The following is a 22,720-nucleotide window of genomic DNA, read 5'->3' on the forward strand; positions in this document are numbered from 1 at the left end:
ACCGAAGTGCGCGGCTCAGCCATGGGCACGGTGCGGCTCTGCTCCGGCCCGCGGCGCCCATGGTTGAATTCAGCGGCCCACCGGAGGTGTCATGCCCCTGCAGATGAAGTTGAGCGCGATCACACTCGACTGCCCCGATCCGCCGGCCCTTGCCGCGTTCTACCAGCAGGCCACCGGCCTCACGCGCCCGACAGGGCACGGGTGCTCACCGATCCGGCCGGCCACCCCTTCTGCATCTGCCGAGGCTGACGGGCAGACACAGAAGGGATCGGGTCCGTCCCGCCGGGGCGGGCGACGGTGACGCCGAGCACGGTCGAGGGCGGTCGTCCTGCGTGATCGCCGGAGTACCGCCGGCCCGGTGCCGGACTACGGCAAGGACCACCAGTTGACCCAGAGATCGGAGTGGTCGGCGAGGACGAAGGCGTACGGGCGCTGCGCCGCGTTCCCGTTGTCCTGGACGGTGATCGCCTCACCGGGACGCTCGACGACCCGCCCGGACGGCGTGCCCTGGGCCGCCCACTGCCACGCCTTGCCGTCCCACCAGTTCACATACAGCTTCGAGTCGTCGCCGATCACGAAGACGTACGGGCGGGTGAAGGCGTTCGGGTCGTCCTTCATCGTGACCGCGCCGACGGAGTCGAGGATGAGCCGCCCGTCCGGCGCGCCCTGCTCGCTCCAGTTCCACTTGGCGCCGTCCCACCAGTTCACGTACAGCTTCGAGTCGTAGCCCTCGACGAAGGCATACGGCCGCTCCGGCGCTTGCGGGTCGTTCCGGACGCTGACGACGCCCGCACCCTTCTTGACCGGCCGGCCGGACGGCGCCCCCTGCTCGCTCCAGTTCCACTTGGCGCCGTCCCACCAGTTGACCCAGACGCGGGAGTCGTCGGTGATGACGAAGGCGTACGGGCGGGTGGAGGCATTGGGGTTGTCGCGCATGGTGGTGACGCCGAGGGGCCGGGAGATCGTGCGGTTCGGCGGCGCGCCCTGCTCGCTCCAGTTCCACTTGCCGCCGTCCCACCAGTTGACCCACAGTCGGAAGTCGTCCGTGAGGACGAAGGCGTACGGGCGCTGCGCCGCCGTCGGGGTGTCCTGGACGGCGACGACACCGACGCCCTCGCGGACCAGCCGCCCACTGGGCGCGCCCTGTGCGCTCCAGTTCCACTTGGCGCCGTCCCACCAGTTGACGTGGAGCTTGGAGTCATCGGTGATGACGAAGGCGTACGGGCGCTGCTGGGCGTCCGGACGGTCCTGCATCGTGACGGCGCCGACCTTCTCCAGGACCGTGCGCCCGGCCGGAGTGCCCTGGTCGCTCCAGTGCCACGCCTTGCCGTCCCACCAGTTGACGTACAGCCGCGAGTCGAGGCCGCGCGCGAAGACGTACGGGCGCTGCGAGGCCTGGGGATCGTCCTTCATCGTGACGGCGCCCAGCGTGGACCGGACGCCGATCGTGGTGGTGGGCTGCTGCTGGTCGTTCCACTTCCATGAACCCATCGTGTTCCTCTCCGGCCCGCAGCCCGGAACTTCGGGTGGTAGGGGGCTTGTTGAGGGGATGCGTACTGGCAGGCGTCCGGTGCCGCGGTGGCGGACAGCAGGACGCGGACGGGCCCCGGCGGGGCCCGTGAGGCTCCTGGCGCGGCTACTCTGGCAGCGCTCCCACGTCCTGTCACCTTCGCGGAACCGGAAGGCAGCACTCACGAGGCCGTTTCGGACACCATCGGCCGCCGCTCGTGTCCGGTGAACGCGGCGACCAGGCTGTGGGGAGCGTCGTCGCCGAACATGAGCTCGTGGATCCGGGCGGCGTCGGCCGCGGTTTCGGCGCCGCGGGGGAACATGGCCTGCTCGTATGCGGTGAGGGCGGCCTCGACGTCGTCGGGGTGTGCGGCGAGGGCCTGGCCGAGTTCGGCGCCGTCGAGCATGGCCAGGTTGGCGCCTTCGCCGTTCGGTGCCGTGAGGTGGGCGGCGTCGCCGAGCAGGGTGACCCCGGGTGCCCGGTCCCAGCGGTGCCCGGTGGGCAGCGTGTGGTGAAGGCGCAGGACCGGCGCGGTGTCACTGTCGGTTATCAAGGCGGTGAGTTCCGGCGCCCAGCCGTCGAATTCCCGCGCGATCCGCGCGGTGGCCGCGGCGGCGTCGGTGAAATCGACGGCGCCGAACCAGTCGAGGGGCCTGGACAACGCCAGATACATGTGGAGGGTGCCGCCCTGTTCCCGGTGGGCCTGGATTCCCTTGCCCGGTGCCAGCGCGAACAGCGAACCGGCGCCGACCACCTCGGCGGCGGCCGGGTGCCGGGTGCCGGCGTCGAACACATAGGTCTCGACGGATGCCCGGCCGGCGTACTCGGGTACGGCGGCGGACAGCAGCGGCCGGACTCGTGACCACGCGCCGTCCGCGCCGACCAGGAGGCTGGTGGCGATGGTGCTGCCGTCGGTGAAGGCCACCTCGTGACGGCCCTCGCCGGGGGCACCGAGGACCCGCGTGCCGCTGACCTTGCGTCCCCAGCGGACGGTGCCGGCCGGGAGCGAGTCGAGCAGGATCTGCCGCAGCTCGCCGCGCTGCACCTCGGGGCGTCCGCCCGTGCCGTCGTCGGGTTCGTCGCGCAGGACGGTTCCGTCCCGGTCGAGGACGCGCATCGCCTGGCGGCCCTCCAGGACGATGCCGCGGAACTCGTCCATCAGGCCGGCCGTCTGGAGGGCGAGCTGCCCGTTGTAGTCGTGGATGTCGAGCATCCCGCCCTGCGCACGCGCCGCCGGCGAGGGCTCGGCCTCGTAGACCACGGACGGGATGCCGTGGACGTGCAGCACGCGCGCGAGCGTGAGGCCGCCGAGGCCGGCGCCGATGATCGTGACGGGGGGAGTGGTCATGGTGGTCCCTTACGTGTCGCTGCCCTGTCGGACGGCACCCGGCAAGCCCTTACCGGAATACCTGGAACGCCGTTCCAGCGCCTCACTCTGGAACGGCGTTCCAGCAATGTCAAGGTGGAATGCCGTTCCAGCCGTTGCGCATGGCGCATGACGTACGTCGCGCCGCGGCGGCCACATCGGCGATACAGGTACATCCGGTGCGTACGGGTGCGAAGGGAGTGAGTGGGCGTGCGGCGGCGCGCGAAGGGCGCGTCGGAGGGGGCGGGCGGCGGCGGCCAGGAGGCGTTGCGTTGTGGCGCTCAGCGCGCGGGCGGGGTGGCGCCGAGGACCTGGCGGGCCGGAAGGGCGGACGAGATGGCGCCGGGCAAGGAGTGGCTTCTCGGGGCATCCGACGGGAAAGTGCTTGCGTACTGTCCCACCAGCGGTGCCACCGACACCCGCCCTCCCCCGCACCCCCAGACCACCGATCAGCTGACAAGCTCCCCAATATCACGCAAGCGCACGGAAAGGACTTAGGCTCGCGCCATGAACCGCCATGAACGGATGAACGCCCTCCTGGAGCTGCTCGGCGAACGCGGCCGGGTGGAGGTCGAGGAGGCCGCGACCAAGCTGGAGGTCTCGGCCGCGACGATGCGGCGCGACATGGACGCCCTGGCCGACCAGCAGCTGCTGACCCGCACCCGGGGCGGCGCGGTGCTCAGCTCGGTGGCGTACGACCTGCCCATCCGTTACAAGCAGGCGCACCGCGCCGACGAGAAGGAGGCGGTGGCGCAGGCCGCGGCGAAGCTGGTCGAGCGCGGCGACGTGGTCGGCCTGAGCGGCGGCACCACGACCACGGAGATCGCGCGGGTGCTGGCGACCCGGCCGGAGTTCGCGGAGGCGGGCCCGCAGCCGCATCTGACCATCGTCACCAACTCGCTGAACATCGCCAACGAGCTGGCCGTACGGCCGCAGATCAAGATCGTGCTGACCGGCGGGGTGGCGCATTCACGGTCCTTCGAGCTGGTCGGCCCGTTCAGCGAGCTGGTCCTCCAGCAGATCTCCGTGGACATCGCCTTCATCGGCGCCAACGGAATAGAGCCGGTGATGGGCGCGACCGTGCACGACGAGGCGGAGGCCCGGGTCAACCGGCTGATGGCCGAGCGGGCCCGGCGCGCCGTGGTCGTCGCCGACTCCTCGAAGATCGGCCGGCGCTGCTTCGCGCGGGTCGGCGGCGCGGACGTCTTCGACACCCTCATCACGGACAGCGGCGTCAAGGAGGCCACGCGGCGGGAGTTCGGCGACCGGGGGCTGCGGGTGGTGGCCGCCCGGACCGCCGCGGAGGACTGACCGGGGGCGGGGGCACGTTCGCCCCACCGGGCCGCCCGCTGCTGTCACGATGGCCGGATGGACTCCACGGACCGCGAGCGGGCCATATCCACCCCCGCAACCGCACAGGTCCCAGCCGCCGCACCCGTACCCACAACCACACACGCCCCGGCCCCGGCCATCACGCCCGCACCCGCGCCCGCCCGGAAGCGTCCGGTACGCGACTCCCCCGTCCGGGCCGTGCGCAGGCTCGACCTCGGCTGCTTCGTGCGTCCCGCGTCGGAGACCGGTGGCCGGGAGCCGCGGGTGGAGCCGGCGCTCGCCTACCTGGTGCAACACGACGCCGGACTGCTGTTGTTCGATACGGGGATCGGCGTCGCCGACCCGGAGACCGAGGCGCACTACCGCCCGCGGCGCCGGCCGCTGGAAGCCGCGCTGGCCGCGGCCGGGCACCGGCTCCCGGACGTCCGCCTGGTGGTCAACTGCCATCTGCACTTCGACCACTGCGGCGGCAATCCGCTGCTGGGCGGCAGGCCCGTTCTGGTGCAGGCGGCGGAACTGGCCCTGGCACGCGCGGGCGGGTACACGGTGGACGCGCTGGTCGACTTCCCCGGCGTCGTGTACGAGGAACTGCGCGGCGAGGCCGAGGTGTGGCCCGGCGTCCACATCGTCCCGACGCCGGGGCACACCGCGGGGCATCAGTCCCTGGTCGTACGGCAGCGGGACGGCACCGTGATCCTGGCGGGCCAGGCCCGTGACACCGCCTCGGAGTTCGCGTCGGACCAGCTCGCCCGGCAGGCCGCCCGAGACGGGTTCGGCGCTCCGCTGCCCGGATTCCCGTCGTGGCTGGAGCGGCTCGCCGCTTTCGATCCGCGGCGGGTGCTGTTCGCACACGACTGCTCGGTGTGGGAACCGGCCGAAACCGGCGGGCCGTCCGAGCCCGTCGAGCCACCCCAGCCCGCCGGTCCGCCGCCCGCATGACGCACCGTCACCAGGTACTGTCCCCGCGCAGTACGGCGTCGGCGCCGCCGTCGAGGAAGACGACCTGGCCGGTGATGTGTGTGTTCTCGGCCGACGTGAGCCAGGTGAGCAGCGTGGCGACCGCGTCCGGGGCGGCGTGGCCGTGCAGCGGCATCGGCACGCCGGCGTCCACGATCCGCCGTACGTCCGGGTCGGCGAGCATGGGCGCGGTCATGGGGGTGACGACGGTGCCCGGCGCGACGGCGTTGAGCGGGATGCCGGCGCCCGCCCAGTCGCCGGTCACGGCGGTACGGCGGACCCAGCGGGAGAGGGCGGCCTTCGAGGACCCGTAGATGAGGTGGCTCTCGCCGCGGTCGGCGGCCGCCTGCGCCGCGGCGACCGCCGCCGGCTCGTCGCCGGCCAGCGCGGCGTCGACGATGGCGGGGTCGCAGGGGTGCACGGACGCCACCGAGGAGACGACGACGGCGCGCGGGTCGGTCCCGGCGGCGAGCAGCGGGCGCAGGCCCTCCAGGGTGGCCACCGCGCCGAAGTGGTTGACCCTGACGGTCGGCGGTTCGAGGGCGGCGGTACCGGCGCAGGAGATCACCGCGTCGAGCCGCCCGCCGGTCAGTTCCCGGGCGCGCGCCACCAGTTCGCCGCGGCCTTCGGCGGTGCCGAGGTCCGCGTGGATGTCGGCGTTCGCGAGGTCGGCGCCGATCACGGTGTGTCCCTGTGAGCGGAGGCGGGCGGCGGTGGCCTCGCCGATGCCGGAGGCCGCTCCGGTGACGAGACAGGTACGGGACGACATGGTGTACTCCTCGGTTGGTGCAGGCAGCGCCAACATACCCGTGCGTTTCGAACCTCCGTACGCCGCCTCGGCGCAAGCCCGTACAGCGCTGCCCTACACCGCGTCGGCGCAAGCCCGCACACCCGTGCCGTACGCCACCTCGCCCCCAGCCCCCACACCGCCTCCGCGCGCCCGTGCCCCGCCTCAGCCCGCCCCGTACACCGGCTCCGGAACGGCCGCCTCCGCCAGCAGCCGCCGCGCCGTCCCGCCGGCCTCGGCCGGGGTCCGGCGGGCGTGCTTGTCGGCGGTGGGGCCCGGGTGCCAGCCCTCCATGACGGTGATGCGGCCGCCTTCGACCCCGAAGACGCGGCCGGTGACGCCCTCCGAGGCGGCGGAGCCGAGCCAGACGACGAGCGGCGAGACGTTTCCGGGGTCCATGGCGTCGAAGGTGCCGTCCGTCGGCGCGGCCATGGTCTCGGCGAAGGTCCGCTCGGTCATCCGGGTGCGGGCGGCCGGGGCGATGGCGTTGACCTGCACTCCGTACCGGCCGAGTTCGGCGGCGGCCACCAGGGTGAGGCCGAGGACGCCGGCCTTGGCGGCGGAGTAGTTCGCCTGGCCGACGCTGCCCGCGAGGCCCGCGCCGGAGCTGGTGTTGACGACTCGGGCCCGCGGGTTCCGGCCGTCCTTCGCCTCGGCGCGCCAGTGTGCCGCCGCGTGCTGGAGCGGCAGGAAGTGGCCTTTGAGGTGGACGCGCAGGACGGCGTCCCACTCGTCCTCCGCCAGGTTCACCAGCATCCGGTCGCGTACGAAGCCCGCGTTGTTGACCAGGGTGTCCAGCCGTCCGTACGTGCCCAGCGCGGTGGCGACCAGGGAGGCGGCGCCGCAGGGCGTGGCGACGTCGCCGCCGTGGGCGACCGCCTCGCCGCCCGCCGCGCGGATCTCGGCGGCCACCTCGTCGGCGGGGCCGCCCGCGTCGCGGGCCGCGGAGCCGTCCGGCCGCACTCCGAGGTCGTTGACGACGACCCGGGCGCCTTCGGCCGCGTAGGCCAGGGCGTGGGCCCGGCCGAGCCCGCGTCCCGCACCGGTGACGACGACCACGCGTCCGGCGCACAGGCCCGCCGGTCCGGGGCCGGTCGCCGTCTCTTCGTTCGCGTTCTCATCGGTCATGCTGGTCCTCCTGGTCGGGAAGGGACGCCGAGGCTGCCGTACAGGACGGAGCATCCGTACGGGACTTCCGCGGCCTGCCCGCCGACGTCCCGGCGGCTGCCAGAAAGGCGGGCCGCTCGCCCCCGCCGTGTACGAGGAGACTCGCGCCGCTCACGTACCCGCACCCGTCCCCCGCCAGGAAGGCGCACAGTCCGCCGACCTCGTCGGGCGTCGCGAGCCGGCCGAGCGGGACGGTGCGGCCGACGGCGACGACGCCCGCCTCGTCGCCGTAGTGGAGGTGGGAGCGTTCGGTGTGCACCATGCCGAGGACGAGGGTGTTGACGCGGATGTGCGGCGCCCACTCGACGGCCATGGTGCGGGCGAGGTTCTCCAGGCCCGCCTTCGCGGCTCCGTAGGCGGCGGTGCCGGGCGAGGGGCGGGTGCCGCTGACGCTGCCGATCATGATGATCGAACCGCCGCTCCGCTGCCGCGCCATGACGTTCCGGGCGGCGAGGGACGCGGTCAGCGGCGCGGTGAGGTTCAGTTCGATGGCGCGGGCGGCCTGCCGCGGCGAGGAGTCGTCGAGGAGCCGGTACGGGGCGCCGCCCGCGTTGTTGACGAGGATGTCGAGGCTTTTGTGCCGGTCCCGTACGCGTGCGAAGCAGGCGGCGACCGCGTCCGGGTCGCGCACGTCCAGCGGCTCGAAGACCGCGGTGCGGGGGCCCGCGTGCCCCTCCCCCGGTACCGAGAGGGGGTGTTCCGGCGGGCGGCGGGCGCAGGCGACGACCTCGGCGCCCGCCGCCAGCAGGGCCCGGCTGATACCGGCGCCGACGCCCCGCGTGCCGCCCGTGACGACCGCGACGCGTCCCGACAGATCGATGCCGACCGTCAAAGGGGAACCTCCGCCCTCCCGTTGGGGGCGCCGCGCTGCTACCTTCTCAAGCAGCCTGCACCTAACAAACGTTTGGTGGAAAGGTAGCTGATCCGCCCATGGGTGTCTCCACCACCGTCACCGTCTCCCGCCCCGAGGACGGCATCGCGCTCGTCACCGTCGACCGGCCGCCGGTCAACGCCCTGCCCGTACAGGGGTGGTTCGACCTGGCCGACGCGGTACGGGCGGCCGGCCGCGACCCCGGCGTCCGCTGTGTGGTGCTCACCGCCGCCGGCCGCGGGTTCAACGCGGGCGTGGACATCAAGGAGATGCAGCGGACGCCGGGGCACTCCGCGCTGCTCGGCGCCAACCGCGGCTGCTACGCGGCGTTCGGGGCCGTGTACGACTGCGAGGTGCCGGTCGTCGCCGCCGTACAGGGCTACTGCCTGGGCGGCGGGATCGGCCTGGTCGGCAACGCGGACGCGATCGTGGCGAGCGACGACGCGACGTTCGGCCTGCCCGAACTGGACCGGGGCGCGCTCGGCGCGGCCACCCACCTCGCCCGGCTCGTCCCGCCGCACCTGATGCGCGCCCTCTACTACACCTCGCGCACCGTGACCGCCGCCGAACTCCACCGACACGGTGCCGTATGGGAGGTGGTGCCGCGCGGCGAGGTGCTGGCGGCGGCGCTCGCGCTGGCCGGGGAGATCGCCGCGAAGGACGGGTATCTGCTGCGGCTGGCCAAGGCCGCCATCAACGGCATCGATCCGGTCGACGTCCACCGCAGCTACCGCTTCGAACAGGGCTTCACCTTCGAGGCCAACCTCAGCGGCGTGGCCGACCGGCACCGGGACGCGTTCACCCGAGCCCGGAAGGGCCGGACGGGACCGCCGGGCGAGCGCGAGACCGGGACTCCCGAAGGGAAGCCGAGTTGACCGACACCCCCGCGCCCGACACGACCGTGTCCGACAAGACCCTGACCGCCGACGCCGTAGCCGCCCGGCTGTCGAGCGGAATGACGATCGGCATCGGCGGCTGGGGTTCACGCCGCAAACCGATGGCACTCGTACGGGCCGTGCTGCGCTCCGGCCTGACGGACCTCACCGTCGTGTCCTGCGGAGGCCCGGACGTGGGCCTGCTGGCCGCCGCCGGGAAGATCCGCCGGCTGGTCACCCCCTTCGTGACGCTCGACTCGGTCCCCCTGGAGCCGCACTACCGGGCGGCCCGCGAGCGCGGCGCCCTCGAACTGACCGAGCTGGACGAGGCGATGTTCCTGTGGGGGCTGACCGCGGCGGGCCAGCGGCTGCCCTTCATGCCGGTACGGGCCGGGCTGGGGTCGGACGTGCTGCGGGTCAACCCCCGTATCCGTACGGTCACTTCGCCGTACGAGGACGGGGAGGAGCTGGTCGCCGTACCGGCGCTGCGCCTGGACGCGGCGCTGGTGCATCTCAACCGGGCGGACGCGCGGGGCAACGGCCAGTACCTGGGACCCGACCCGTACTTCGACGACCTCTTCTGCGAGGCGGCGGACGCGGCGTACGTCTCGTGCGAACGGATCGTGCCCGTCGAGGAGCTGGCCCGGACGGGCGGGCCACAGACGCTGCTGGTCAGCCGGATGTTCGTCAGCGGCGTCGTGGAGGCTCCGTACGGGGCGCACTTCACCTCCTGCGCGCCGGACTACGCGCGGGACCAGGCCTTCCAGCAGGCGTACGTGCTGGCGGCGGCGGACCCGGACGCGTGGGCCGCGTTCGTCGAGCGTTTCCTGTCGGGCGACGAGGACGACTACCGGGCCGCGGTCGCGGCCTTCGCCGACGACACCGCGAAGGAGCGCCCATGACAGCCGACGCCGCGACCGCGACCGTCACCCGCGCCGAGTACTGCGTGACCGCGTGCGCCGAGGTCTGGCGCGGCGCCGGCGAGGTGCTCGCCTCCCCCATGGGCACCGTGCCCGCCCTCGGCGCGCGGCTGGCGAAGCTCACCTTCTCCCCCGGCCTCCTGCTGACGGACGGCGAGGCGCTGCTCATGGACGATGTACCGGCGGCGGGTTCGCCGTCGGCGGTGACGGAGGGCTGGCTGCCGTACCGCCGCCATCTGGCGCTGGCCGCCACCGGGCGCCGGCACGTCATGATGGGCGCGAGCCAGATCGACCGGTACGGCAACCAGAACATCTCCTGCATCGGGGACTGGGAGCGCCCGTCCCGGCAGCTGCTCGGGGTGCGGGGCGCGCCGGTCAACACCCTCAACCATCCGACCAGTTACTGGGTTCCGAAGCACTCGCCGCGGACCTTCGTCGAGCGGGTCGACATGGTCTGCGGCGTCGGCTACGACCGGGCCGCGGCGGCCGGGCCGTCCGCCACCCGCTATCACCGCGTTGCCGAGGTCGTCAGCGACCTCGGTGTGTTCGACTTCGAGACGCCCGACCACAGCATGCGCCTGCGGTCGCTGCACCCGGGCGTACGGCTGGGCGACGTGCTGGCGGCCACCGGGTTCGCGCTGCGCGTGCCGGACGGCGGGGTGCCGTGCACGCGCGAGCCGGACGCCGCCGAACTGCGCCTGATCCGCGAGGTGATCGACCCGCGCGGGCTGCGCGACCGCGAGGTGCCGCCGTGCGGCCCCTGACCACCGCGCTCACCGAGCTGACCGGCGTCCGGTACCCCCTCGTGCAGACCGGCATGGGCTGGGTCGCCGGGCCGCGCCTGGTCGCGGCCACCGCCGAGGCGGGGGCGCTCGGCATCCTGGCGTCCGCGACGATGTCCGCCGGGCAGCTGCGCGCGGCGGTGCGCGAGGTGGCCTCCCGTACGGACCGGCCCTTCGGCGTCAATCTGCGGGCGGACGCCGGGGACGCGGCGGAGCGGGTGCGCATCATCGTCGAGGAGGGCGTACGGGTCGCCTCGTTCGCCCTGGCGCCCTCGCGGGAGCTGATCGCCCGCCTGAAGGACGCGGGCGTGGTCGTCGTCCCGACGGTCGGGGCGCGGCGGCACGCGGAGAAGGTCGCGGCGTGGGGCGCGGACGCGGTGGTCGTGCAGGGGTCCGAGGGCGGCGGGCACACCGGCGACGTGGCCACTTCCGTGCTGCTGCCGCAGGTCGTGGACGCGGTGGACATCCCGGTCGTGGCGGCCGGCGGCTTCCACGACGGGCGCGGACTGGTGGCCGCCCTCGCCTTCGGGGCGGCGGGCGTGGCCATGGGCACCCGCTTCCTGCTGACGTCGGACAGCACCGTCCCGGACGCGGTCAAGGCGCGCTATCTGGCGGCCTCGGTGCAGGACGTGACCGTGACGCGCAAGGTGGACGGGCTGCCGCACCGGATGCTGCGCACGGAGCTGGTCGCCGCCCTGGAACGGTCCGGGCGTGCGGCGGCCCTGCTGCGGGCCGCGCGGCACGCGGCGGCGTTCCGCAAGCAGGCGGGCACGGGCTGGGCCCGTATGGTGCGCGACGGGCTGGCCATGAAGCGGGGCGCGGAGCTGTCCTGGAGTCAGGTGCTGCTGGCCGCGAACACGCCGATGATGCTGCGGGCCGCGCTGGTGGAGGGCCGTACGGACGCCGGTGTGATGGCGTCCGGCCAGGTGGCCGGGCTCATCGACGACCTGCCGTCGTGTGCGGAACTGGTCGGCCGGATCATGGCGGAGGCGGCGGCGGCGCTGGACCGGCTGGGGGCGGGCGGGCCGGGCGTCCCGGGGTGAGCGGCCCGGTCCGAGCGGGCCGGGCGGCCCGGACACCGGACCCGAACACCGGTCTGGATTTCGCCACACTACGGTGGAGAATGACCACTGAAGGCCGCCCGTGGTCCTGCCGCGGGCGGAGGTTTCCATCGGGGGAGATCACATGCGCAAGTTTCTCGCCACGGCCGTCGCGGCGACGGCCCTCAGCACGACACTCGGGCTGGCGACGGCGTCGCAGGCCGCGGCCGCGCCGCGGGCACCGCAGTGCGCCAAGGTGATGAAGTACTTCACCAAGGACCACACGCGGTTCGTCCGTCTGAAGAACCTCTGCGCGCAGCGCACGGCCTGCTACACGATCGTCGTCCCGGCCCGGCCCGCCGTGAACGGCCGCCTCGCCAAGGCCGCGACGAAGGACGTCCGGTACGGGACGGACCGCGGCCCGCGCGCCCTGTACGTGAAGAACCGGGCCTGCTGACACCCGGCCGGACGAGGGCCGCGGTCGCGCGCCGGGCCGCGGTCCGGGGCTCGGGGCCGGGCTCCGCCCCAGGTGGGGCCCCGGTCCCGGCCCCGCTCACAGCCGTTCGATCACGGTGACGTTGGCCTGCCCGCCGCCCTCGCACATCGTCTGGAGGCCGTAGCGCCCGCCGGTGCGCTCCAGCTCGTGCAGCAGCGTGGCCATGAGCTTGCAGCCGGTCGCGCCGAGCGGATGGCCCAGCGCGATGGCGCCGCCGTTGACGTTGACCCGGGCGGGGTCGGCGCCGGTCTCCTGCAGCCAGGCCAGCACCACGGGCGCGAACGCCTCGTTGATCTCCACGAGGTCGATGGCGTCGATGCGCAGCCCGGTCCGCTTCAGCGCGTGCGCGGTGGCCGGGATGGGCGCGGACAGCATCCGTATCGGGTCCTCGCCGCGTACGGACAGGTGGTGGACGCGGGCGCGGGGGGTCAGCCCGTGGTCGCGTACGGCCCGCTCGCCCGCCAGCAGCAGGGCCGCGGCGCCGTCGGAGACCTGGGAGGAGACGGCGGCGGTGAGCCGGCCGCCGGCCACCACGGGCCGGAGGGCCGCCATCTTCGCGGCCGACGTGTCGCGCCGCGGGCCCTCGTCGGCCGTCACGTCCCCGTACGGGACCAGCTCGCGGGCGAAGCGTCCCTCGTCGGCGGCGCGGACGGCCCGGCGGTGCGAGCGCAGGGCGTACTCCTCCATGTCCGTACGGGATATGCCCCACTGCCCGGCGATCAGCTCGGCGCCGTGGAACTGGTCCACGGGCCGGTCACCGTAACGGGCGCGCCAGCCCGCGCTGCCCGCGTACGGGCCCTCGGTCAGCCCGAGCGGTTCGGCGGCCCGGCGGCTCGCGAAGGCGATGGGGACCATCGACATGTTCTGGGTGCCGCCCGCGACGACCAGGTCCTGGGTGCCGGAGAGCACGCCCTGCGCGGCGAAGTGGACGGCCTGCTGGGAGGAGCCGCACTGCCGGTCGACGGTGACGCCCGGCACCTCCTCGGGCAGTCCGGCCGCCAGCCAGCTGGTCCGGGCGATGTCGCCGGCCTGCGGGCCGACGGCGTCCAGGCAGCCGAAGACCACGTCGTCCACGGCGGCCGGGTCCACGCCCGTGCGCTCCATCAGCGCCTTCAGTACGTGCGCGCCGAGGTCGGCCGGGTGCGCGGCGGCGAGGGCGCCGCCGCGCTTTCCGACGGGGGTGCGCAGGGCGTCGATGATGTAGGCCTCGGCCATGCCGGCTCCTCGGTCGTCGGGGCGTGCGCGGGGTTTCCCGGAGGCGCTGTGCGGTCAGTCCCGTACGGCGATGCCGTCCAGCACCATCGACAGGTACTGGCGGGCGATCTCCTCCGGGCCGTGGTGGCCGCCCGGCCGGTACCAGCTCGCGGCGACCCAGACGGTGTCGCGGACGAACCGGTAGGTGAGCCGGACGTCGAGCTCGGGGCGGAAGACGCCGTCGGCGACGCCGCGTTCCAGCGTGCCGAGCCAGGCCTTCTCGAACTTGCGCTGCGAGTCGGCGAGATAGCCGAAGCGGGGCCGCCCGGCGAGCTGCCCGGACTCCTTCTGGTAGATGGCGACGGCGGCGCGGTGCCGGTCGATCTCCCGGAAGGACTCGGTGACCAGGGCCTCGATGGTCTCCCGGGGGCCGAGACCGGCCGCGAGGACCGTGTCGTAGCCGGCCCACAACTCGTCCAGGAAGGTGCTCAGGATCTCGTCGAGCATCGACTCCTTGGAGTCGAAGTGGTAATAGAGGCTGCCCGCGAGCAGACCGGCCTCGTCCGCGATCCGGCGTACGGTCGTGGCGTTGTAGCCGTGGGCGGCGAACACCTCGGCCGCGGTGGCGAGCAGTTCGCGGCGGCGGGCGGGCGGCGCCGGGGTCACGGCGGCCGGTTTTCCGGTCTTCTTTGCGGTGGACACCGGCTCATTGTCCCTCCCCCGTCACGCGCGCTGGCTGCTGACCGGGACCGTCTCGCCGGTCATGTACGAGGCGTAGTCGCTGGCCAGGAAGACGATGACGTTGGCGACCTCCCACGGCTCGGCGGAGCGCCCGAACGCCTCCCGGGCGGTCAGCGCGGTGAGCAGGTCCTCGCCGGTGACCTTCGCCAGGTGGGGGTGGACGGCCAGGCTGGGCGAGACGGCGTTGACGCGGACCCCGTAGGCCGCGGCCTCGGCGGCGGCGCAGCGGGTCAGCGCCATGACCCCGGCCTTGGCGGCGGCGTAGTGCGCCTGGCCGCGCTGGGCCCGCCAGCCGACGACGGAGGCGTTGTTGACGATGACGCCGCCCCGCCCGTCGGCCCGCATCCGGCGCAGCGCGGCGCGGGTGCAGCGGAAGGTCCCGTTCAGGGTGACGTCGAGGACGGCGGTCCACTGTGCGTCGGTCATCGTCACCAGGTCGGCGCTGCCGCCGAGTCCGGCGTTGTTGACGACCACGTCCAGCCGTCCGTGCCGCTGTCCGACGCCGTCGAAGAGGGCGGCGACCTGTGCTTCGTCGGTGACGTCGCAGGGCAGCGCGGCGACCCGCCCGGCGCCGAACTCGGCGGCGAGCGCGGCCTCGGACTCCTTCAGGCGCCGGGTGTGCGCGTCGGAGAGGACCACGTCCGCGCCCTCTTCCAGCAGTCTGCGGGCGGTGGCGCCGCCGATGCCGGTGCCCGCCGCGGCGGTGACGACGGCCGTCCGGCCGGCGAGCAGGCCGTGCCCGGGGACGTACGGGGGTGCCGGGTGCGCCGTCGGAGGCTTCTCGGGCGTCATGGCCGTACGCTAACCTACCAAACACTTGTTAGGGAACGGTCGCGGAACAGCCCGCGCCCCCGGAGGAACCGCGCCGGAGCACGCCGCCACCGCACGGGAGGCCGCTCGCCGATGGATCTCGAACACGCCCCCGAGGACGAGGAGTTCCGGCACGAGGCCCGGGACTGGCTGGCCGACCACGTCCCCGCCGTCCCGCTGCCCTCGCTGGAGACCGCCGAGGGCTTCGCCGCCCACCGGGAGTGGGAGCGCGAGCTGCACACCGGCCGCTGGTCGGCCGTGACCTGGCCGCGGGAGTACGGCGGGCGGGGCGCGTCGGTGTTCCGCTGGCTGATCTTCGAGGAGGAGTACCACGCGGCGGGCGCCCCCGGCCGGGTCTCGCAGAACGGGATCAGCCTGCTCGCCCCCACCCTCTTCGAGCACGGGACGCGCGAGCAGCTGGCGCGCGTGCTGCCCCCGATCGCGAGCGGCGAGACCGTCTGGGCACAGGCGTGGTCCGAGCCCGGCGCCGGCTCCGACCTGGCCGCGCTGCGGTCGTCCGCCGTACGGGCCGAGGGCGGCTGGCTGCTGCGCGGGCACAAGACGTGGTCCTCCCGGGCGGCCTTCGCGGACCGGGCGTTCGGGCTGTTCCGCAGCGATCCCGGCGCGGACCGGCCGCACCACGGCCTCACCTACCTGATGTTCGACCTGACGGCGCCGGGCGCGACGGTACGGCCCGTCGGCCGCCTCGACGGCAAGCCGGCCTTCGCCGAGATCGTCCTCGACGAGGTGTTCGTGCCGGACGCGGACGTGATCGGCGAGCCGGGACAGGGCTGGCGGGCCGCGATGAGCACGGCGGGCAACGAGCGCGGGCTCACCCTGCGCAGCCCGGGGCGCTTCACGGCCGCGGCCGCCCGTCTCGCCGCCCTGTGGCGGGCCACCGCCGACCCCGCGGACACGGCGCTGCGCGACCGGGTGGCCGACGCGCTCATCGGCGCCCGCGCCTACCGGCTCGCCGCCTGCGCCCAGGCCACCCGGCTCGCGGCGGGCGGCGCGCCGGGCGCGGCGGCGAGCCTCAACAAGATCTTCTGGTCCGAACTGGACATCGCCCTGCACGAGACCGCGCTCGACCTCCTCGGCCCGCGCGGGGAACTCGCCGACACCGCCGCCGAGGCGCCGGACCACGGGAGCTGGGCCGACGGCTGGGTCTTCGCGCTGGCCGGCCCGGTCTACGCCGGTACGAACGAGATCCAGCGCGACATCATCGCCGAACGGCTGCTGGGCCTGCCGAAAGGGCGGCGGTGAGGCGGAGCGACCATCGAGGGGAGTTGACGGATGCGGTTCCTGCTGGACGAGGAGCAGGCGGAGTTCGGCCGGACGCTCGGCCGGATGCTGGCTGCGGCGGACACTCCCGCCGCCGTACGGGCGTGGGGCGCCGGTGACCGCGACCCCGGGCACGCGGTGTGGCGGCGGCTCGCGGAGGCCGGGGTGTTCGGACTGGCCGTGCCGGAGAAGTACGGGGGCGCGGGGTTCCTGCCGGTCGAACTGGTCGCGGCTTTCGTTGAGTTGGGCCGGTATGCAGTCCCGGGTCCGGTGGTGGAGACGGTCGCGGCGGCGGTGCTGCTGGACCGGCTCGGCGACGCGGCTCCGGCCGGTACCTGGCTGCCCGCGATCGCGGCCGGGGACGCGGTGGTGTCGTACGCCGACCTGACGTGCGGGCCGTACGCGCTGGACGCGGCGTCCGCCGACGCCACCTTCCTGATCAGCGGCGGCACCCTGCGGCGGGCCGAGGGGAACGGGCCGGTCCAGCCCTCGGTCGATCCGGCCCGGCGGCTGGTCCGGTGCGAGGAGAGCGGAGGCGCCGTACTGGCGAGCGGACCGGCCGTGCGGGCCGCCGCCGCGTACGCCGGGGACACCGCGCGCCTGCTCACCGCGGCTCAGGCGCTCGGCGTCGGCCGACGGCTGCTGGACGACACCGTGGCGTACGTCAAGCAGCGCACCCAGTTCGGCGTCGCCGTCGGCTCGTTCCAGGCGGTGAAGCACCGGCTGGCGGACGTGCTGCTGGGGCTGGAGTTCGCCGAGCCGCTGGTGTACGGGGCCGCGGTGGAACTCGCGGGCGCCGGGGAGGCGGGCAGCGGCGAGGCGGGCATCGGCATCGCGATGGCGAAGGCCGCGGCGGGCGAGGCGGCCCACGCAGCGGCGCGGACCGCGCTCCAGTCGCACGGCGCCCTGGGCTACACCGACGAGCTGCACCTCTCCCTGTGGATGCGCAAGGCGCGAGCACTGCGGGGCGCCTGGGGCACCCCCGCGGAGTGCCGGGCCCGCGTACTCCCCTCCCCCGGGCCGGAGGGGTGACCCACGGGCGCAAATCTTTTACGAGTAAAACACCTGTTAAGGTTTTGGGATGGGGAAACATGCCAGACCTACGGGAAAGCGCGCGGCGGCCACGTCCGGGAGCGGCGGCGCGGTACGCGCGCGCCCGCTGCCCCTCAGGAGCACCGTCCTCCTGCGCCGCCCCGTGGACATCTGGCACAAGCCCGCGCTGAGCGCGGTCGTCGCCCTCGGCGTCCCCGAGTTCACCCTGCTCGCGCTGGGCCGCCTCGACCTCGTCCTCTACACCTCGGCCGGCGCGATGTGCGCCCTGTACGCACACGGGCTGCCGTACGCCGCCCGCGCCCGCACCCTGACCTGGGTGGTGCTCGGCATGGTCGCGAGCCTCGGCACCGCACTGACCGCCGCCTCCCTGACCACCTCGGTCCCCCTGCTCGTCCTGCTCGCCTCGCTGGTCGCCGCCGTCCACAAGACGGTCTGCGACGCGACGCGCGTCGGCCCGCCGGGAAACCTGATCTTCACCTTCATCTCGGCGTCCGCGTTCTTCGTGCCGCAGCGGATCGGACAGGTGCCCTTCCACCTGTCACTGGCCCTGGGCGCCGGAGCGCTCGCCTGGCTGGTGTGCATGGCGCCCGCGCTGGTCCGGCCGCGCGGGCCGGAGCGGATCGCGACGGCGCGGGCGCTGGAGGCCGCCGCGGCGCTGCTGCGCACCGGCCCCGCGCCCGAAGGCGCCCCCGCCGCGCCGGACCGCGCCCGGCACGCCGCCGCTGCCGCCGTGAACGCCGCCTGGCACACGCTGTTCCAGGTCCCCGGCCGCACTCCCGCCGCGGCCGCCGCCCGCTCCGGGCTGGAGCGGCTGCTCGTACGGGCCGAGTCGGCACTCGGCGCCCCGGAGGCCGACCCGGCAGAGGCCGAGCGCTGCACGGCGTGGGCCCGCGACCTGCGCCGGGGCCGGCCGCTGCCGGAGGTCGCGCTCACCGGCGCGCAGGCCGGTGAGCTGGCCGGGATCGCCGCGGAGCACGCGGACCACGACAGAAGCGCGCGCCATGAAGTGGTACCGCGCCGCCCCGCGCCCGGCCGCCCGCACGGCTTCCGGGCCGTGCTCCACCGCCTCGCGCCCGGCTCACCGCTGCTGCCCGTCGGCGCACGGGTCGCCACGGGCTGCGCGCTGGCAGGCTGGGGCTCGATGGCGGTGGGCGTCGGCCACCCGTACTGGGCCGTGGTCACCGCGGCCTCCATCTACCAGGCCAACACCACCCTGTCCTGGCAGCGGGCCCTCCAGCGCACCATCGGCAACCTCCTCGGGCTGCTGCTCTTCACCGCCCTGCTGCCGGTCATCCACACCGGCCACCTCGCGATGATCCTGCTGGCGCTCACCTTCCAGTTCTGCGCGGAGGCGAGCATCACCCGCAACTACTGGCTCGGGTCGGTCTGGGTCACCCCGATGGCCCTGCTGCTCACCGAGTTCGGCAGTCACCTGCCCGCGCGGACGCTGGTCACCGACCGCTGGACCGACACCGTCGTGGGTGCGGCCGTGGGCCTGGCCTGCTGCGTCCTGGTCACCAACCGCCGCGCCGCCGACCGCATCGAGGCGGCGCTGGACCGGGTGACGGCCGCCGAGGGCGCGGCGCTGCGGCTGCTGGACGGCGGCGCCGGGCCGGGCCCCGCGGGCGCGTACGGCGACGCGCGCGAGACGGGCCGGGCGCGCGACCGGCTGGCCGGGAGCCTGGTGGAGCTGCGGGAGGCGGTGGAGGTGTCCGGCGGCGAGTGGTGGCAGCGCGCCGTCCCCGAGGAGCGCGTCGCCCTGGCCGAACAGCGGGGGCACCGTTCCCTGGCCCGGCTCGTCCGCCGGCTGTCCGCGCCGGCGCCGGCCGCGTAGCCGCGTGGCGCTCCCGTACCGCCCCGCCCTGCTCCCCGGAGCGGCACCAGGCAGAATTGGCCGGGCGCAGCGCGGCGCGGGGACCGTTCGGCGGCCCGTGGTCCGCCGTGCGCGACACAGGACGCCGACGGGGGCCGGGAGAGCCCGGGAAGAAGGGGTGCGCGTGACCGAGGACATCGTCGCGGGGGTGCTGCGGCAGTGGCAGCAGGTCCATCCGGGGCTGGACACCGGCCCGATGGCGGTGATCGGGCGACTCAACCGATGTTCCGCGCTGTTGCAGCAGGCCGCCGACGCGCCGCTGCGGCGGGAGGGGCTGACCCGCCCGGAGTTCGACATCCTCGGGACGCTGCGGCGGATGGACCGCGAGCTGACGCCCGGCCGCATCGCGCGCGAGACGTTCGCGTCCGGGGCCGCGGTCACCAAGCGGGTACGGCAGTTGGAGACGCGCGGGCTGGTCGCGCGGCGCCCCGACGAACGGGACCGGCGGGTCTCGCACCTCTCTCTCACCGACGACGGCCGCGCGGTCATCGACCGGCTGCTGCCCGAGCAACTGCGCTACGAGGCCGGTCTGCTGGAGGGCATCGACGCCCGGCGCAGGGACGAACTGTCCGAAGGGCTGAGCGAGTTGCTGGTGCTTCTGGAGGGGCGGCTGGGGAGCCTGCTGGACTGACGGCCTGCCGGGGGGCGACGCCCGGACGGTACGCCGGACGGGCGACGCCGATGCCGACGCCGGGGCCCGGCGCCCGCCGGGCGGGAGCGGCCGGTGCCGGTGCCGTGTGGCGGTCGGTGCCGGTTTCCGCGTGGGGGCCGACGCCGGTTCCCTGTGGCGGCCGGTGCCGGTGGCGCGTGGGCAGGGCGGGTGGCGCACCGGCCGTTCGTCCGGCGCCTCCCCGGCAACTCGCGCGCACTGCGGAATGATGCGTTCAGTAGGCGGCTCCCCAGGTGTCCGCCCGCCGTCCGGCGGGCTCCGCGGCGGCGCCGGTGCCGCGCGGGCGGAGGGAGGAACGCCGGTTTGCCTGGTCGCACGGCCTGCCCCGCGGGAGTCCGACGGGCGCGGTGCCCCGCCGCCGACGGCCGCGGGCCTCCCCGGGTGTGCCCGGTTCCGTCCGTCCACCGACCGCTCCGTCGCCCGGCGACCCGCACTCCCGAGGCAGCGTCATGACTTCCCAGTTCGACGGTATGGCCGCCCTGCACGAACGCAGCATCGACGAACTGCCCTTCAGACGGCATATCGAGATGCCCTCCGTCCTCGCCGCCTCGGGTGGCGTCGAGGGGCGGCGGGTCCTGGACCTCGGCTGCGGCTCGGGGCACTACGCCCGCTTCTTCGCGCGAAGCGGTGCGGGCAGCGTGCTCGGCGTCGACCGGTCGCCCGGGATGATCGCGCACGCCCGGCACCGCGAGGAGGTGGAGCCCCTCGGGGTGCGCTACCGCGTGCACGACGCGCAGGCCACCGAGGCGCTCGCCGGGGCCTTCGACCTGGCCGTGGCCGTCTACGCGCTGTCCTACGCGGCCACTCCGGCCGCGCTCGCCCGGCTGTGCGCCGCCGCCCGCGCCACCCTCGCGCCGGGCGGCTGTTTCGTGGCCGCCACGCTCAACCCGGACTTCGCGACGGTCCCCCACTACTACCGGCCCTACGGCTTCGACCTCACCGTCGCCGGCCCCCACCCGCGCGACGGCGACCCGGTCGGCCTGCACGGCCGGGCCGCCGAGGAGAACTTCCAGGTGACCGCCTACTACTGGTCCCGCGAGGCACACGAACGGGCCCTGGCGGAGGCCGGGTTCACCGACATCGCCTGGCAGCCCCCGCGGACCGCCGCCAGCGGCAGCGCGTCACTGTTCGCACGCTACCTGGCGGCGCCGCACGTGCTGGCGGTGTCGGCACGCGTCCGCTGACGTACGGGCGCGACGCCCCGGACCCGCGCCGGGGCCGGTCCCCGGAGCCGGGCCGAGGACCGGTCCGAGCGCCGGTCCGGGGCCGGGTCCGGGTGCCGTTTCGTCAGGGCTCCAGCCGGGCGACGCGCCCGTCCTCCCCCGCCGCCCAGCAGCCGAAGTCCGCCGAGCAGTCGACGGTGTCGTACGAGCCGTCGTCGAAGGTCCACCAGGTGCGGCCGCCGTCGAGCGTGACGTCGCTGCCCGTCGGGCCGACGGCCAGGGCCACGCGCGTGGTGCGCGGGAACCAGGCCACACCGGACCGGTAGCGCTTAGGCGGCCTGGCGGACGCCTGCCAGGACGCGCCGCCGTCGGCGCTCACCGCGGCGGCCTTGGGCGAGGGCTTGCCGGTCCGGTAGTCGCCGCCGACCGCGAGTCCGTGCGTACGGTCGCGGAAGGCCAGGCCGAAGACCCCGCGCGCCGGGTCGCCCGCCGGAACCGGCGTCTCGGACACCGTCCAGCTGCGCCCGCGGTCGGGCGAGTACAGCACCCGGCTCCGGGCCGCGCCGCCGGTGGCGAACCACGCGTCGTACGCCCCGGAGCTGACCAGGCACTGGCCACTGGCCGCGAAGGACGCCTCGCCGGGCTGGGCCGGCGGCATCCCGCGGGTGGGCAGCAGCCGCCAGTTGCGGCCGCCGTCGACGGTGGACAGGATGCGGTACGTCCCGTCGACGGGGTCGGCGAGCGCGATGCCGTGGCTGCTGTCGAAGAACGTCATGCAGTCGTAGAACGCGCGCGGGTCGGTGTTGCGGAAGCTCTCCGTCCAAGTGGCGCCGCCGTCGTCGGTACGGAAGACGCGGGACGCCTCGCCCTCGCCGGCCGCCAGCACCACGGCGTGCCGCGCGTCGAACGCCTCGATGTCGCGGAACTCCAGGGCTTCGGCGCCGGGCGGCGAGACGTCGCGCCAGTGGTCGCCGCCGTCGCGGGTGCGCAGCACCGTTCCGCCGGTACCGGCGACCCAGGCGGTGCTGCGGCTGACGGCGGCCAGGCCGCGGAAGCGGGCGTCGGTGCCGCTGTCCTTCACGTCCCAGCCGGCGTGGAGCACGCCGGACGCGGTCAGCGGCGCGGCGGCCGGCGCCTGTGCCGATGCGGGAGCCGTGCCCGCGGCGCCGAGCATCGCGGCGCAGGCCGCCGCCCACACCATGCGCATGCGTCTCCGGCGACCCGGACGTCCTGGCTGTCCCTGCTTCCCCTTGACCCTCATGAGGCTGGAAGCTAGCCCAGCCGGGACGCCCCGTCCAGACATTCCCGTACCCCCTCCGCGCTGCGCCCCGCCTCGCGCGGGCCGGGGGCCACGGCTCGTGGTCCCCGGCCGTGGAGGTCAGCCGGTGCGGCAGGTCCACACCGGGACCCAGCCCCACCACTCCCAGCCGCAGTGCGTGGGCGGGGACGGGTGAGTGGTGGGAGTCGGGGTGGGGGTGAGGGTGGGGACGGGGGTGGGCGTGGGGGTCGGCGTGGGGACGCGGGTCGGAGTGGGGGTCGGGGTGGGGGTGGGCCGCTGTGTGGGGCTGTCGGTCGGTACGGGGGTGGGGGCGGCCGTGGGCGCGGTCGCGCCGCCGGTCGGCCCGGACCTCGTCGGGTCCGGCGCGGGGCTCGTCGCAGGCCCGCCGGGTTCCGGGGCGGGGCCCGGCCGCCCGGTCGCGGTCGGCCCGGGCGGGGCCGGGGCCCGGCTCGCCGACGGCGCACCCGCCGTACCGCGCGCGTCCGGTGCCGGTGAAGCGGCCGGAGCGCCGGTGGGCACGGAGGCCGCCGAGCGCTCCGCCGTGGCATCGGGC

At 74.9% G+C, this 22,720-nt stretch carries 21 protein-coding genes and 2 pseudogenes; 14 read left to right on the plus strand and 9 right to left on the minus strand.

Annotated features, from left to right (window positions below):
* Positions 1-91 precede the first annotated feature (91 nt).
* Positions 92-184, plus strand: a pseudogene (locus ACFV57_RS39365) (VOC family protein); the annotation flags it as partial.
* Between the two features lie 182 nt (positions 185-366).
* Here the strand turns inward: ACFV57_RS39365 and ACFV57_RS39370 are convergent.
* Together ACFV57_RS39370 and ACFV57_RS39375 are read right to left on the minus strand one after the other, a co-directional pair.
* The gene (locus ACFV57_RS39370; protein ID WP_385242982.1) at positions 367-1,491 is read right to left on the minus strand and encodes a hypothetical protein; all 1,125 of its coding nucleotides are present in this window, start codon (positions 1,489-1,491) and stop codon (positions 367-369) included.
* 200 nt (positions 1,492-1,691) lie between these two features.
* Positions 1,692-2,858: an FAD-dependent oxidoreductase gene (locus tag ACFV57_RS39375; protein ID WP_385242985.1), complete on the minus strand. Its 1,167-nt coding sequence runs from the start codon at positions 2,856-2,858 to the stop codon at positions 1,692-1,694.
* Positions 2,859-3,383: 525 nt separating this feature from the next.
* Between ACFV57_RS39375 and ACFV57_RS39380 the strand changes: the two genes are divergently transcribed.
* Entirely contained in the window at positions 3,384-4,187 is an 804-nt protein-coding gene (locus ACFV57_RS39380) for a DeoR/GlpR family DNA-binding transcription regulator (RefSeq protein ID WP_385242988.1), read from the plus strand.
* A 57-nt stretch (positions 4,188-4,244) separates the two neighbouring features.
* Complete coding sequence (locus ACFV57_RS39385) at positions 4,245-5,147, plus strand: N-acyl homoserine lactonase family protein (protein ID WP_385242991.1); 903 nt, start codon at positions 4,245-4,247, stop codon at positions 5,145-5,147.
* Between the two features lie 7 nt (positions 5,148-5,154).
* Here ACFV57_RS39385 and ACFV57_RS39390 read toward each other — a convergent pair whose 3' ends face one another.
* The 3 genes from ACFV57_RS39390 to ACFV57_RS39400 all read right to left on the minus strand — a co-directional run bounded on the left by ACFV57_RS39390 (position 5,155) and on the right by ACFV57_RS39400 (position 7,951).
* Positions 5,155-5,934 carry an SDR family oxidoreductase gene (locus ACFV57_RS39390; protein WP_385242994.1) on the minus strand — a complete coding sequence of 260 codons (780 nt, stop codon included), beginning with the start codon at positions 5,932-5,934 and terminating at the stop codon, positions 5,155-5,157.
* 183 nt (positions 5,935-6,117) lie between these two features.
* Positions 6,118-7,080, minus strand: coding sequence for an SDR family oxidoreductase (locus ACFV57_RS39395; RefSeq protein ID WP_385242996.1), 963 nt, complete (start codon positions 7,078-7,080; stop codon positions 6,118-6,120).
* Entirely contained in the window at positions 7,070-7,951 is an 882-nt protein-coding gene (locus ACFV57_RS39400; RefSeq protein WP_385242999.1) for an SDR family oxidoreductase, read from the minus strand. The genes ACFV57_RS39395 and ACFV57_RS39400 overlap by 11 nt, the downstream gene beginning before the upstream one ends.
* A 98-nt stretch (positions 7,952-8,049) precedes the next feature.
* Between ACFV57_RS39400 and ACFV57_RS39405 the strand changes: the two genes are divergently transcribed.
* The 5 genes from ACFV57_RS39405 (at position 8,050) to ACFV57_RS39425 (ending at position 12,064) form a co-directional block, all read left to right on the plus strand.
* Positions 8,050-8,865: an enoyl-CoA hydratase family protein gene (locus ACFV57_RS39405; protein ID WP_385243001.1), complete on the plus strand. Its 816-nt coding sequence runs from the start codon at positions 8,050-8,052 to the stop codon at positions 8,863-8,865.
* Positions 8,862-9,767 (plus strand): CoA transferase subunit A, encoded by a 906-nt coding sequence (locus tag ACFV57_RS39410; RefSeq protein ID WP_385243004.1) that lies wholly within the window; start codon positions 8,862-8,864, stop codon positions 9,765-9,767. The genes ACFV57_RS39405 and ACFV57_RS39410 overlap by 4 nt, the downstream gene beginning before the upstream one ends.
* Entirely contained in the window at positions 9,764-10,549 is a 786-nt protein-coding gene (locus ACFV57_RS39415) for a CoA-transferase subunit beta (protein WP_385243006.1), read from the plus strand. Before ACFV57_RS39410 ends, ACFV57_RS39415 begins: the two co-directional genes overlap by 4 nt.
* On the plus strand, positions 10,546-11,610 hold the full coding sequence (locus ACFV57_RS39420; protein ID WP_385243030.1) for an NAD(P)H-dependent flavin oxidoreductase: 1,065 nt from the start codon (positions 10,546-10,548) through the stop codon (positions 11,608-11,610). The genes ACFV57_RS39415 and ACFV57_RS39420 overlap by 4 nt, the downstream gene beginning before the upstream one ends.
* Positions 11,611-11,752: 142 nt before the next feature.
* Positions 11,753-12,064, plus strand: a complete 312-nt coding sequence (locus tag ACFV57_RS39425) for a hypothetical protein (protein ID WP_385243008.1) — start codon at positions 11,753-11,755, stop codon at positions 12,062-12,064.
* 96 nt (positions 12,065-12,160) lie between these two features.
* Here the strand turns inward: ACFV57_RS39425 and ACFV57_RS39430 are convergent, their stop codons facing one another.
* The 3 genes from ACFV57_RS39430 to ACFV57_RS39440 are packed head-to-tail and all read right to left on the minus strand — an operon-like array spanning position 12,161 to position 14,830.
* Positions 12,161-13,318: an acetyl-CoA C-acetyltransferase gene (locus ACFV57_RS39430; protein WP_385243011.1), complete on the minus strand. Its 1,158-nt coding sequence runs from the start codon at positions 13,316-13,318 to the stop codon at positions 12,161-12,163.
* A 54-nt stretch (positions 13,319-13,372) separates the two neighbouring features.
* A complete protein-coding gene (locus tag ACFV57_RS39435; RefSeq protein WP_385243033.1) occupies positions 13,373-13,963 on the minus strand; it encodes a TetR/AcrR family transcriptional regulator in 591 nt (196 codons plus the stop codon).
* Between the two features lie 57 nt (positions 13,964-14,020).
* A complete protein-coding gene (locus ACFV57_RS39440) occupies positions 14,021-14,830 on the minus strand; it encodes an SDR family oxidoreductase (RefSeq protein ID WP_385243014.1) in 810 nt (269 codons plus the stop codon).
* A gap of 111 nt (positions 14,831-14,941) precedes the next feature.
* Here ACFV57_RS39440 and ACFV57_RS39445 point away from each other — a divergent pair, with 111 nt between their 5' ends.
* The 5 genes from ACFV57_RS39445 to ACFV57_RS39465 all read left to right on the plus strand — a co-directional run bounded on the left by ACFV57_RS39445 (position 14,942) and on the right by ACFV57_RS39465 (position 20,909).
* Entirely contained in the window at positions 14,942-16,111 is a 1,170-nt protein-coding gene (locus tag ACFV57_RS39445) for an acyl-CoA dehydrogenase family protein (protein ID WP_385243017.1), read from the plus strand.
* A gap of 30 nt (positions 16,112-16,141) precedes the next feature.
* Positions 16,142-17,161 carry an acyl-CoA dehydrogenase family protein gene (locus ACFV57_RS39450; protein WP_385243020.1) on the plus strand — a complete coding sequence of 340 codons (1,020 nt, stop codon included), beginning with the start codon at positions 16,142-16,144 and terminating at the stop codon, positions 17,159-17,161.
* Between the two features lie 49 nt (positions 17,162-17,210).
* Positions 17,211-19,016: an FUSC family protein gene (locus ACFV57_RS39455; RefSeq protein ID WP_385243023.1), complete on the plus strand. Its 1,806-nt coding sequence runs from the start codon at positions 17,211-17,213 to the stop codon at positions 19,014-19,016.
* Between the two features lie 163 nt (positions 19,017-19,179).
* Entirely contained in the window at positions 19,180-19,686 is a 507-nt protein-coding gene (locus ACFV57_RS39460) for a MarR family winged helix-turn-helix transcriptional regulator (protein ID WP_385243025.1), read from the plus strand.
* A gap of 488 nt (positions 19,687-20,174) precedes the next feature.
* Positions 20,175-20,909, plus strand: coding sequence for a class I SAM-dependent methyltransferase (locus tag ACFV57_RS39465; protein WP_385243027.1), 735 nt, complete (start codon positions 20,175-20,177; stop codon positions 20,907-20,909).
* Positions 20,910-21,012: 103 nt separating this feature from the next.
* Here the strand turns inward: ACFV57_RS39465 and ACFV57_RS39470 are convergent, their stop codons facing one another.
* Positions 21,013-22,089: an oxidoreductase gene (locus ACFV57_RS39470; protein WP_385243036.1), complete on the minus strand. Its 1,077-nt coding sequence runs from the start codon at positions 22,087-22,089 to the stop codon at positions 21,013-21,015.
* Positions 22,090-22,447: 358 nt separating this feature from the next.
* Between ACFV57_RS39470 and ACFV57_RS39475 the strand changes: the two are divergent.
* Positions 22,448-22,720, plus strand: a pseudogene (locus tag ACFV57_RS39475) (hypothetical protein); the annotation flags it as partial.

Origin of the sequence: Streptomyces sp. NPDC059788 (assembly GCF_042732265.1) — a bacterium.
Taxonomy (GTDB): domain Bacteria; phylum Actinomycetota; class Actinomycetes; order Streptomycetales; family Streptomycetaceae; genus Streptomyces.

Bases quoted from the DNA above. Each gene is read 5' to 3' on its own strand.
- ACFV57_RS39425 (WP_385243008.1), top strand. From the start codon at position 11,753: ATGCGCAAGTTTCTCGCCACGGCCGTCGCGGCGACGGCCCTCAGCACG.
- ACFV57_RS39430 (WP_385243011.1), bottom strand. From the start codon at position 13,318: ATGGCCGAGGCCTACATCATCGACGCCCTGCGCACCCCCGTCGGAAAG.
- ACFV57_RS39415 (WP_385243006.1), top strand. From the start codon at position 9,764: ATGACAGCCGACGCCGCGACCGCGACCGTCACCCGCGCCGAGTACTGC.
- ACFV57_RS39395 (WP_385242996.1), bottom strand. From the start codon at position 7,080: ATGACCGATGAGAACGCGAACGAAGAGACGGCGACCGGCCCCGGACCG.
- ACFV57_RS39455 (WP_385243023.1), top strand. From the start codon at position 17,211: ATGGGGAAACATGCCAGACCTACGGGAAAGCGCGCGGCGGCCACGTCC.
- ACFV57_RS39370 (WP_385242982.1), bottom strand. From the start codon at position 1,491: ATGGGTTCATGGAAGTGGAACGACCAGCAGCAGCCCACCACCACGATC.
- ACFV57_RS39440 (WP_385243014.1), bottom strand. From the start codon at position 14,830: ATGACGCCCGAGAAGCCTCCGACGGCGCACCCGGCACCCCCGTACGTC.
- ACFV57_RS39385 (WP_385242991.1), top strand. From the start codon at position 4,245: ATGGACTCCACGGACCGCGAGCGGGCCATATCCACCCCCGCAACCGCA.
- ACFV57_RS39390 (WP_385242994.1), bottom strand. From the start codon at position 5,934: ATGTCGTCCCGTACCTGTCTCGTCACCGGAGCGGCCTCCGGCATCGGC.
- ACFV57_RS39465 (WP_385243027.1), top strand. From the start codon at position 20,175: ATGACTTCCCAGTTCGACGGTATGGCCGCCCTGCACGAACGCAGCATC.
- ACFV57_RS39375 (WP_385242985.1), bottom strand. From the start codon at position 2,858: ATGACCACTCCCCCCGTCACGATCATCGGCGCCGGCCTCGGCGGCCTC.
- ACFV57_RS39445 (WP_385243017.1), top strand. From the start codon at position 14,942: ATGGATCTCGAACACGCCCCCGAGGACGAGGAGTTCCGGCACGAGGCC.
- ACFV57_RS39450 (WP_385243020.1), top strand. From the start codon at position 16,142: ATGCGGTTCCTGCTGGACGAGGAGCAGGCGGAGTTCGGCCGGACGCTC.
- ACFV57_RS39470 (WP_385243036.1), bottom strand. From the start codon at position 22,089: ATGGTGTGGGCGGCGGCCTGCGCCGCGATGCTCGGCGCCGCGGGCACG.
- ACFV57_RS39380 (WP_385242988.1), top strand. From the start codon at position 3,384: ATGAACCGCCATGAACGGATGAACGCCCTCCTGGAGCTGCTCGGCGAA.
- ACFV57_RS39405 (WP_385243001.1), top strand. From the start codon at position 8,050: ATGGGTGTCTCCACCACCGTCACCGTCTCCCGCCCCGAGGACGGCATC.